Raw genomic sequence first — 11935 nt, 5'->3', positions numbered from 1 at the left:
TTTATATTTAGAGCAAAATATATCTATTGCGGCAATATTTGCGCTTTTCTATTCTTATCATATTAACCTCTTTTACAAGTTTTGGTCAAGACAGACCAACACTTATAAAAGGTAAAATAACGAGCGCTAAAATGATGTATCAAATGTTTTGATCATCAACTTAAATACAAAGAACTCAACCATTACAGATTCGTTCGGTTTATTTAGTATCGAAGCCAAATTAAAAGATTCTCTGCGTATTTCTGCTGTTCAATACTTGCCCAAAGAAATTCTCATAACAGAAAATGTTTTGAGTGCTAAATTAATAGTTGTCGACCTAATTGAAAATATTATCGATTTAAAAGAAGTTACGGTTACCCCCTATAATTTAACTGGAGATATTAATTTAGATATAGATAGACTGGCACTTAAAAAAGCGGTTACTTCTGCATCGTTAGGCTTACCAAATGCTAGCTTAAATAAAATGACCCAAAGTGAGCGGTTGCTATTAGAAGCAGATCGAGGAAAGTATGTAAGTCTACAAACAATGGATGAGTATGGTAGGCTAAATGAAATTTTGAGTTACGTTGGTTTGAGTGTTAAGGTCAACACACACAAAATCATGAACAAAGTCTCTGGCAGAACCAAATATTTAGAAGAAATGGTTGAACGCGATGAAAACATGAAATTGGAAAAAGAAATCATTAATAAATTTTCAAAACGAACGATAGCAGAAAGCTTTGATATTCCAAAATCTAAAGTCAATGGTTTTCTCACCTACTGCCTTTCTCAACCAGATTTTAACGAACTATCTAATGCTGGAAGTATGGATCAAATTTGGGCTTATTTAGAAAGAAATAGTGTAGCGTTTAAAGAACTACAATCACCTAAAGAATAAATTAAAATTATTATTTCAAACTAATAGTCAATTTCAACATCGTAGAGCTTAATGAATACAACCAACGCAATTGTTCCCAAATAAGTTGTTCTTCTTGATGATTTCGTTTTAGCGTACTATTATCTGCTGCATTTAAATTCACATTTTCAGATTCGAACTTGGGCAATTGTTTTTCAAACGAACCTACCTCTTCAAAATTTGGCTCATCGCCAATAGCAATACTATTAGAAAGCGCTTGTATTACCAAACCAAGGTTTTCATCTATCTTAAAAACAATGCTATTAAAACGTTCTGACGCCTCTGTGGTAGTATGGTGTTGTATATAAATACTTAATGATGCCAGAGATGATAAAAAGTTATGGTTCAACTCTACCAACTCATAAATCTTATTCAGATTCTTCTGTTTAGAATGTGGTTCTTGTGTCATTCTCTGAAAAGCTGAACTTAAGTTGGAAGTCTCTAAAAATGCATTCTTACGGGCAAGACGGTAGCTGGTAGGTACACTACCTTTGTGAATATAAAAATCTGCAATCTTAGCTAAGTACACTTTATTGGCTTCAACACTTTTGGTAACATCTTTTTGTATTTCTTGAAAGCTCCAGCTGGGCCATAAAAATAGAAATCCTAAATACGACAATCCTGCACCTAGAAGAGTATCAACAATTCGGTATTGAATTACCGCCATAACATCTGGTTGCAATATTCCGTAAATAAATACAATACTAAGCGTAACATATATGGCAGATGCTTTATAGTTTTTCTGTAGCATTGAAAGTGCAATCACAAACGAAATCAATGCCAACGTAGCATATACATAAACATCTTGTACTAAATAAACAATGACCGTGGCGATGACTCCGCCAATAATTGTACCAATGATTCTGTCTTTAGAGCGAGCTTTAGTAAGACCATAATTAGGTCTCATAATCAAAATAATGGTTAAAAGAATCCAATACGGATTCTGAAAAGCGAATACATTACCTAATACAAATCCGATCATCAGGGTGACCGCCATACGTAATGAATGCTTAAAAATGGTAGACCTAAAGCTTAAGTTTCTTACTAAAATACGTGGACTATAATCTTGAGAAATCAAGAAACGTTTTAAAATCTCTTTATCAATAAATTCTTCTGAAGCTACATCGTGATCACTCAGCAGCCACTTCATTCTTTTAAGTTTGTCGAATTGCTTTTCTTGATACTCTAACAAATTCTGAAACATAATAAAAGCTTCGTAAGCTTTAGCCTCTTTTACAGTCCCAAGCTCTGAAATCTTAATTCGCAATTCTTCAAAATGTTTTGTTAGCGCATCATGCTTTGGCATTTTACTAGGCTTATTACCAATTTCAGAAATTAATTGCAGTTGATTGGCCATCTCAAAAGTCAAGCTTTGAAACAACTTGATAAATTTTGGATATAATTTAAACTGCTCATCCATCTTCGTATAATTTACCGGATTCGCCCCTGCAGTTTCTAACATTTCTATTAATTGCACCAATACCAGAACACGCTTACCATTATATGTAGACCTACCAGAATTTTTACGAGATAAAATAAGAATTTCACGTAACGTATCATGTTGTTCTGTAAGCTCGCTTTGAATTAGAAACAGCCCTTGCTGCAGTTTTTTTCTATTGGATTGTTCATCAATCAGCTGCCCACGTTTCATTAAAAGTTTACCGGTTCGACCAATGGTTTCATATAATATTTCTTCGGTCTGACCCTTCGGATTTATCTTATACCAAAGAAGAGATACTGCCAAATACCAGAGTCCGCCTAGACCAACCAACAACGAATATTCATAAATTTTTAACTTATCCGGAGTATGGGCAAAGCTTAGAATCAGCGCCAATAATCCTGAAAAACTGATGAGCGAAGCTCTAAATCCATAAGATGAAATCAAAGAAATGGCGAAGCTGGTCACCCCTAAGATTATCAAAGATAGCCAGGGTGAATAATGAACATACCCCCCTATAAAACTCACTACCATAACCAAGGCTGCAGAGAATAAAATACCGTAGACCTTATGCTTAAGACTACCATTAACATCACTAGGATTACACCAAAAAGCACCAAAACATATCGCCACACCAATTTCAGTATAGCCAGTAGAAATACCAATGGACAAAGGTGTAATAACCGCAACTACGGTAAGCACCGATTTTGAAAAATTAGTACTACGCAAATATTGCAGCAGTTCATTAATAGAAACAGAAATAAAATTTTGAATTTTGTTCAACACCTATAGAATCAGGTACAAAGATACACTTTGGAGCGAAGCGGTATTGACTATATAAAAACAAAAAGTGCTGAGATAATGTAATCTCAACACTTTTCTACATCTTAAAAAAGGTTAACCTAAATTTTCAGTATAATTATCTATAATGAACAGCGATTTGGGCTAGTTGACCTACAATTTTAACAGAGTCTTTCATTGAAAGTTTAGACCCATTTGCGTGAATCCACCTTTTTAAAGGTTGTTCGCAAATCATGCTTTTTACGGCTGTTTTACCAAAGTACTTTTTCATTCTCATGAATAGCTCAACATCGAAAAGCCATTTGGTAACGAATTTCTTTTTAAACATTTTAGAGGCAATTTCACGATCCATCACCTTTGCACCACATTGGGTGTCTTTAAAGGGCATTCCTAAAATAGTTTGAATGATCAAATTAATCGTCATACTAATTAGCTTACGAGCAGATTCTTTAGTGATGTTAGCGCCCATTCTTTCGATTCGAGAACCACTTACGATTTTAAAATCTGAGCTTTCAATTGTTTTTACCAAATCATCAAAATCTCTAAAATCTGTCGATAAATCGGCATCTAAAAATCCTATATAATCTAATTGTTGATCCTTTACAAGATGCAGCATGCCTTGTCTTACAGCTTCGGCTTTTCCTCCATTTTGCTTACAATTATAAATACTAATATTATCGGGATTATCTTTTTTTAATTTCTGAAGCACTGACAACGTATTATCTGTACTACCATCATTTACAAAGCACAAATGATACCCAAGATTCTTATGTGCAAATTGTTTAAATTCTTCACTTAAAAGTCGCTCTTCTTCATTATAACAAGGTATTACGACACCTACACAATTCTTCTGAAGAATACGTGTATCAGATTTTTTCGCAGTAACCACTCCCTTATTTTCAGGCGCACCTATTATTCTTTTTATTCTAGCAGCCATTTCATCTAGACTTACCGGTTTTTTCAGGTAATCGTTAACCCCTAAATTAAAATTCTGCATAATTAGATTTTCATCTGTATTTCCAGACATTACAAGAATGGGCGTATCATTTTTCATAAATAGGCGAATATATTTCACCACTTCTGTACCGGTACATGAAACCAATTCTGTACCAGACATTTCTGGCATATTCATATCTAGTAAAACCAAATCCGGTTTAAAAAAGTTAAATAGTTGTATACCAGATTCAATTGAATTGGCGGTTTGCACTTCATAACCTAATTCTGATAATCGTTTTTCAACAGAAAGAAGAATAAGTTTTTGATCATCTATGGCTAGAATTTTCATATGTTAGATTTTGGTTATTTATAGTTTACATTGACAAATTTACTTGTCAAGCCCTAAAATTTGAAAAGACCAAGATGGGTAACAGTTTACTGTAGACGAGAGGTTTATAACATTCGATAATCTCTGGTTTTGAAAACGTTTGATCTTTAGATTTTCATAATTTAATAATAACAGAACAGCATATTGTAGGTATTCTATTATTAAAATTTCAACTAAACCCTTTTTATTGTATTGATCATCTCATATATTTAATACCTTTATATAGAATTTGATTCTAATCTAACCTTTGGAAAAAAAAACCAACACCCTCTTAATATTAGCTTTAATCGTAGGGCTTGCTTTTCACGGTTCTGCTATCTTCTTTACGTTAGAATCTACTTACGACGCATTAATTCATTTATTTTTCGCCGATCATTATGCCAATAGTTGGTTTGATCCGTGGGAATATAGATGGTATACAGGCTTTACTGTACAGTCCTATCCGCCATTAGTACATCAACTTATTGGTATACTTTCGTACATAGGCGGTTTAAAATTCGGTATGTACACGGTGGCATTAATAGCTATTGTGCTCTTTATTACCGGTGCATATAGGTATACTCTTTTAATGACCGGTAGCCGTAGAATAGCAGGCTACGGGGCTGTTATGGCAGTTTTCTCATCAACTTTTGTCGAAACCTTACATATTTTCGGACAGTTACCCAGTATCTCGGCACTATCAATTTTACTGCATTCTATGACCGAAATATACCTGTGGATCAAAACAGGCAAAACACGTTATTTTATAACATCGGCGACTATGCTTGCGGTAACGGTTACTTCGCATCATGTAACGCCGCTTTTTGGTATGGTCTTTTTCATCGCACCTTTAATGGGTATGGCGGTTATGGATGCTTCTAGAGAAAAAGTAGCATCTTACAAAGCGCTTACATTTAAGGTATTCTGGGGCACTACCTTACAACACTTTTGGCGCATAGCGAAGTTTGGTGGTACGGCAATATTTTTACTTGTATTCTGTATTTTTCCGTACTGGTATAACTCAAAAAGAAACCCTATAACCCAAGTAGCCATACCACATGGGTCACGAGATAATTTTTTAGAAATAACCTCGTCCGGGCTCGTGTTCTTCATAATTCCGTGGGGAGTATTTCTATTTATTCTCCCCTACTTTTTTTACAGATATTTTAGTAAAAGATATGTATTTTTCGGATTATCTTTTGGGCTTTTAACGATTTTAGGAACAGGTGGCACGACCCCTATTCCACGTATGATGTTGGGAGAAATGGCCTTCAATATTCTTACATTGGATAGGTTTACATTATGGGCAACCATTATGGCGCTCCCTATATTCGCAGAGTTCGCCTACCGGATGGTTGAAGGAGATTTAAAAGCGTTGATTCAAAAAAGATTCGGCGGAGTTTATCATAGGGTCTTAGGTGGGTTGATTGCAGGCGGAATGTTGTTTATGGTACTATTTACCATGACCTTGGGCTATTTTAGACCCTCGCAGCCCGCTAAAATTAAAATGCTGCCTATTGTCAACTTTCTAGGGGCTGATTCGCATGATTCTTGGCGGTATTTACCACTTGGTTTTGGTGATCAAATGGCTTGGCTTTCTGCACAGACAGGTGCGATGACAGTCGATGGAAATTACCACTCTGCAAGGCGATTGCCAGAATTGACCACTAGAGCGATCGAACGCATAGAAAATTCAAAGTTTAGGGGTGTTGAGGGTATAGGATCATTACAGCAATTTTTGACCGTACCCGAAAAATATAATTTAAAGTACATTTTCTCGAACGATAAATTCTACGACCCCATACTCTACTACTGTGGCTGGCAACGTCTACAACAATTAGAAAATGGCATTATGGTTTGGGAGAAACTTAATGTGGCACCCATACCACAAATAATGCCTAAGCAAGATGTACCTACCATAATGAAAATTATGTGGGGTATAATTCCGCTTTCGACAGTACTAATAGCCATATTTGTGAACATTCAGATGATTTGGGTGCGGCTATTAAAGTCTAGAAAAGTTCCGGTTCATTCTTTTATGAAGTTAGAACTACCGTACAATAAATTCTCGTCTAAACTTTTAACCTTTTCACATTGGTGGGCTTTACTAGTACTGATATGTATGGGCTATGGCATGTATATATTTTACGTAAAAAATGTTACTCAATTATCGCCGAACAATGTTGTAGAATCTTATTATGATGCCTTAGATTTTAAAGAATTCTCTAGAGCACATTCGTATATAGATCCAGAGCAAAACATAGACATTGCCCAGTATATGTTAGAGGTATCTGTGACCGATGGTATTTTAAGTTCGTATGCAAAACTAGATTCGTTAGGTATAGAAATTTACGATAAAACCGAAAATAGTGCAAAAGCCAAAGTATCAACAAGGTGGATTACCCCTTTAGAAAATGTATTCAACAATGACCACCACGAACTGATAAAACGAAAAAATAAGTGGTACATTAAATCATTAAAAGTAGATAATGACATACCACCAGATCAACTTTTCACCTCAAACGGCACAACCTATTATAACCACGGTAGACGAAAAATTACGACTCAAGAAACCTATCATGAAGATGTATTAAAACAGCCTGTTCTTGAAATCCTAAGTGCTAAACTGGTAAAATATAAAGGACAATATAGCATTATAGGTGAATTACAAAATGTCGACAATACACCAGCAGATATTGTAATTAAAGCAACCTTGTATAATGATGATAACAAGGAGTTGGCGAATTATAACGCCAAGCATCAAATTAAACATAAGTTGATGCCAAAAGAAACGACAACGTTCAAAATTAACTTTGAAGGTATTGCATGGTCGTCTACCAAAGATACCCTACCCCCTACTTTTGATCCTGACCAGTTTACACCTATTAGTTTCGAAGAACAACCTACTAAATTCAACTTGCAATCAGCAGGTAATACGGCAAATACTGACTTATATAAGCATGTTGCTTTACAAGATTTGGTTTACACAGAACAAGGTTTCAATGGTGTATTGTTCAATTCAGGTGTGCAAGAAGTGACTATACCTCAACTTATAATCTCGTATTACGATGCAGAGGGCAAGTTACTTTGGGTAGATCATAAGTTTATAACCGAAGGGGTGCGAATACAGCGTAAGCAGTTTTTCAATTACAAACCTTTAGATCTTGATAGTTTAGCGGTTGTAAGCAGTAGTTTAGAAAATTGTTTTGTAAACGGTTCGCCTAATAAAGCCATAGCCGATAAATTATTCCCCAATAGAAAATTGACGCATGGCATGAAGCAGGCACAGCCTTTTAAAGGAAAAGGATATGAATACATAAAGTTTGAGATTAACAGTTACATCGGTAATCCTAAATAGTATGCGCGTTAAAATTTTAATGATTTTAAGTCTTGTACTACTTGGTTGTTCTAGTAAAGAGGAAGAACAACCAAAGGAAACGAACACCCCAAATACAACCTTTATTACGTCAAAGAATACTAGTATAGCGGGCGAGGCAATTACCTTAGCTTTTAACACAGATCAACCGAATGCAAATTACAAACTACAAGTAAAAAATGCTTATGGTAATGTTTTACTGAATCCTAAAAACTCAACTGATAAAAACATCACTTTCAACATCCCTAAAAACTTTACTAGAATTGCCGGTCCGTTTCGGTGGAAGTTATTATCAAATGGAGAAACCCTACACAATGGCAAACATTCAATTACAACAAATGCACCGAAAGCAACATATGTAGAATCGTATTTTGGACCGCGTAGTGTTACCGCGGGCAGAAATGATTTCTCAATGCTAACCATATCACCCACCGACGCTTATGACAACCCCGTAGATGATGGTACCGAGGTAACTGTTAAATATCAATTTTTAGAGAATATAGACGAGCAAAAAATAACTACAGAAAGCTTTATAGCTTGGTACAATGTGGCATCTACCTTAAAATCAGGGAGGATATTAGTAACATCAGAATGTAACGGTACTACTTCAAAAGAACTGGCAACAATTGTTTATCCTGCGAATGCGGTCAACTTTAACATCAGTAGTTCTAGTGCGCATAACTTTGCAGATGGCAATCAAATTGTAACGTTTACATCAGATATTATAAAAGATGAATTTGGTAATGTGGTCACCAATGGTACATTAGTAACCTTTGTCATTAAAAATGAAGATAACTCTTATCTGTACACAATAGGTACCACTATAAACGGTATTGCCGAAGCGAAAACCTTGCACCCAGATAAAGCTGCATCATGGGAAATACAAGCATTTGTAACTGGTGCTGCAGAAAGTAATACTACAGAATTTGAGTTTAAAGCTGCTATAAAAGATTATCCCGTTCATTTTTCAAAAGGAAACAGAAATATAGATATTGGTCCGTTCGAGAGTTTTATGAAACAGCTTATTCCTGACGGACTCCTATTAAAACTAGAGGTTTATGATACCGAAGGTAATTTTATTGAGTCTAAGATAACCACCACAAAAAGCGGAGTTTGTAATATTTTCTTAGGGGAGTATTTTTTACCAGATGGCGAGTACTTATTTAAAATAAATGCTGCAGGTATCACAAAAGAATTTACAAAAAGTATAAATGGCGATACAGTTAAATAAAACATTATACAGAACCGTATTGATAGTTACGTTTTTAGCTATAAACGGACTTATTCTATATGGAATAGGAGCTGCATGGTCATTTATGAATACCGGTGCAGATAAAACTTCAATGTTGCATTTAGAAGTACCGATGGATGATGTGTATAAACCAAATCTAGAATGGTCTGACTTAGATAACCCAGGGCGACCAATGGAAGAACAAGCATTAGGCGAAATTACCAACGATTATATGAATGCATGGCACGTTCGAAATATTGCGTTCAAGAAAAATGACCGTTACGGTATTGAAGATTTTTACACCGATAGCGCAAGAGTTAGACTTTACGATAATATTGACCTCAACAAAAAAAACAACCACTGGTATAAACGCACCACTTTAAACCATAATCCCGCATTAGATTTTTATACGGCAGATGGTACCATGGTCGTATTTAAAGATTATAATGTTGAAGAATACCAAGAAACGTATGAAGGTGAAACACTAATTCTTAAAGAAAAAGATACTACCAGCTATCAAGTAATGATGCTTTTAGAAGACGGGTTTTGGCGTATTAGACATTTAAAAGAAATACCAAATCTGCTAGATACTACTAAAGTAGTTGAACGAAACATTGCTACAAAGCTTGAAAAGATCAAAAATCAAAAAGGTATTAATTATTACCCAAAAGATTCTCCTTGGGATACTTTTGGTAAAAGGTTCAATGACACCATTATCAATCAAGATTTTCAAATAATTCAAGATATGGGTTTAAATACCATTAGGGTATTTATTCAATATGAGGATTTTGGAAAAAACAGGGTCGATACCAAAAAGCTTACACTTCTCAACAAACTCTTAGATAAGGCAAAAGACCACGAATTAGATGTTCTAATCACTTTATTTGATTTTTATGGGGATTATGATATTTCTAACTGGACACTAACCCACAGACATGCAGAAGCGATTGTAAATGCGGTTAAAGACCACCCTGCCCTCTTGGGTTGGGATATTAAAAATGAACCGGACCTAGATTTTGAATCACGAGGTAAGAGCAATGTAATTCAATGGTTGAATCAAATGATGTTAGAAATTAAAAAATGGGATAAAAAGAACCCAATAACTATTGGATGGTCTAACCCCGAAGCGGCATTGCACCTATCAAATGAAGTTGATTTTATTTCTTTCCATTATTATAAAAAGCCAGAATACTTTTTGGAGTCCTATAAGATTCTGCGGTATTTAACGCCCAACAAGCCCATTGTTTTACAGGAATATGGAGACTCTTCTTATGGCGGTATGTGGAGTTTATTCTTAGGCTCTGATGAAAAACAAGCAGCTTATTATAAAGAGATGCAGGGCTATTTAGAAAAAGAGAACATACCTTTTTTGTTTTGGACGCTGTATGACTTTGAAAAAGTACCTAGCTCTGTAGCAGGCAGCTTACCTTGGAAAACCAAAAAGCAACACTTCTTCGGTTGTATAGATTCATTAGGAAATAAAAAACCAGCGTATTACGAACTGGCGATTAAAAAATAGCGTAAGTATTCCACTTTATTTCTAACCTATCGACTTCCATTTTAAGAATCTAAATAATAGGCATAAAAAAAGGCTGGTTACCACACCAGCCTTCAAATACTAACCATATCGATTCTTAATGAACCAATTTCTTCTCCATAGTTGATATATCAATATTGAAACCGCTTTCTTTCGATTTCTGGATTGCCTTAAAGTAATCTATATACATTTGTGTAATGGCAGACATTGGTAATGAACATGCCGCTTTATAATTTTGTTTCGCCAATTGTATTCTATAAGTATCATCGGTAATAATTTTCTCAATGGCGTTTGCTAGAGATGAAGTATCATGAGCATCAAAAAACTCGCCTACATAACCTTCTTCCTTTACTAAAACACTTAAGTCACCTAAATCTGGTAAGGCAACAGCGTTACCATAACTACCAGCTTGGTGTAAAACCCCAGAACTACCGGTGGTAGAAGTATAAGGAAAAACAGTTACAGCACTAGCACCAAATATTTTCGGCACATCTTCTTCTGCTACATAACCGGTATACCTGATTTGAGGTACATGGCTATATTTCTGCTTCATTTCTTCTAAGTAACCAGGGGTATTTGGGCTGTCTGTACCCGCGATAACAATTTCTATATCTTCATTGGTTCGAGCTCTAATTTCTTCTACGGCCTCAATAAGTATTTCTACTTTTTTATACGTACCGAACTTACCGAAAGCCATTACCTGTTTTGGACCTGCCGGAAGTTTAAAATCGGGCTCTGGCGGAGTTTCAAAAGCACCATGCGGAATTAAAGCTACATTCTTAACCTTGTACTTATCTTCAAGTGTAGTCACATATTTACTAATAGTAACGGCAAGTATATCTGAAGCTAATACAAACTTGGTCAATGTCGTACCTATAAAATTATAGATACTTTGTAACAGCTTGTTTTTAGTAAAGCCTGCATTCTCTAAATCAACTTGTTCTAAAATGTTATGTAATAATGAAATAGTTGGTATACCCTTAGACTTGCAAATAAAAGGAAGCATCAACCCAAGTGCAGCCGGTATTTTCTTATCTCCGAATTTTAAAAACTGTAGATTGAACAAAACGGCATCTGGCTTTGTTTGCGAAATAGTCTTACTAATACTAAATATATTGCTGTAACTATTAAAGCTCCAACATTCTTTCACCGTAATCTTACAACCGTTCTCTTCAAAGTTTAAGTCTTTAGGTTCATCGGTTCGATCAGTAATCAGAATTAATTCGGTCACTTCTTCTTGAAGTCTAAAGTGTTTTACCAAGTAATAGCCATACTCTGTTAAAGTTACTTTACTAGGCGGATAGGCGGTTACGATTGCTAATTTCATTTGAGCTAAATTTTATTAAATAGGGTT

7 protein-coding genes are annotated in these 11935 nt (G+C 35.1%); 4 read left to right on the top strand and 3 right to left on the bottom strand.

The window, feature by feature from the left end; genetic code table 11:
* Positions 1-148 precede the first annotated feature (148 nt).
* Positions 149-877, top strand: coding sequence for a hypothetical protein (locus tag DFQ03_RS07690; protein WP_133672579.1), 729 nt, complete (start codon positions 149-151; stop codon positions 875-877).
* A 10-nt stretch (positions 878-887) separates the two neighbouring features.
* Here the strand turns inward: DFQ03_RS07690 and DFQ03_RS07685 are convergent, their stop codons facing one another.
* On the bottom strand, positions 888-3116 hold the full coding sequence (locus tag DFQ03_RS07685) for an FUSC family protein (protein WP_133672578.1): 2229 nt from the start codon (positions 3114-3116) through the stop codon (positions 888-890).
* A 136-nt stretch (positions 3117-3252) separates the two neighbouring features.
* A complete protein-coding gene (locus DFQ03_RS07680) occupies positions 3253-4419 on the bottom strand; it encodes a glycosyltransferase (protein WP_133672577.1) in 1167 nt (388 codons plus the stop codon).
* Positions 4420-4705: 286 nt separating this feature from the next.
* On the opposite strand from DFQ03_RS07680, the gene DFQ03_RS07675 reads away from it, so the two are divergent.
* Genes DFQ03_RS07675 through DFQ03_RS07665 form a run of 3 tightly spaced genes read left to right on the top strand, consistent with a single transcriptional unit; the run spans position 4706 to position 10563 of the window.
* Positions 4706-7795, top strand: coding sequence for a hypothetical protein (locus tag DFQ03_RS07675; protein WP_133672576.1), 3090 nt, complete (start codon positions 4706-4708; stop codon positions 7793-7795).
* Position 7796: 1 nt separating this feature from the next.
* Positions 7797-9044, top strand: a complete 1248-nt coding sequence (locus DFQ03_RS07670; protein WP_133672575.1) for a hypothetical protein — start codon at positions 7797-7799, stop codon at positions 9042-9044.
* Positions 9025-10563 (top strand): cellulase family glycosylhydrolase, encoded by a 1539-nt coding sequence (locus DFQ03_RS07665; protein WP_133672574.1) that lies wholly within the window; start codon positions 9025-9027, stop codon positions 10561-10563. Before DFQ03_RS07670 ends, DFQ03_RS07665 begins: the two co-directional genes overlap by 20 nt.
* A gap of 115 nt (positions 10564-10678) precedes the next feature.
* Here DFQ03_RS07665 and DFQ03_RS07660 read toward each other — a convergent pair whose 3' ends face one another.
* Positions 10679-11908, bottom strand: a complete 1230-nt coding sequence (locus tag DFQ03_RS07660) for a glycosyltransferase (RefSeq protein ID WP_133672573.1) — start codon at positions 11906-11908, stop codon at positions 10679-10681.
* Positions 11909-11935: the final 27 nt, after the last annotated feature.

The sequence above is a fragment of the Maribacter caenipelagi genome, assembly GCF_004364175.1.
In the GTDB taxonomy this organism is placed as follows: domain Bacteria; phylum Bacteroidota; class Bacteroidia; order Flavobacteriales; family Flavobacteriaceae; genus Maribacter; species Maribacter caenipelagi.
This window is presented reverse-complemented; position numbering and strand designations above follow the sequence as displayed.

What these genes read in the sequence shown, in the direction of transcription:
- DFQ03_RS07665 (WP_133672574.1), top strand. Translation starts at nt 9,025, where the DNA reads ATGGCGATACAGTTAAATAAAACATTATACAGAACCGTATTGATAGTT.
- DFQ03_RS07670 (WP_133672575.1), top strand. Translation starts at nt 7,797, where the DNA reads ATGCGCGTTAAAATTTTAATGATTTTAAGTCTTGTACTACTTGGTTGT.
- DFQ03_RS07680 (WP_133672577.1), bottom strand. Translation starts at nt 4,419, where the DNA reads ATGAAAATTCTAGCCATAGATGATCAAAAACTTATTCTTCTTTCTGTT.
- DFQ03_RS07660 (WP_133672573.1), bottom strand. Translation starts at nt 11,908, where the DNA reads ATGAAATTAGCAATCGTAACCGCCTATCCGCCTAGTAAAGTAACTTTA.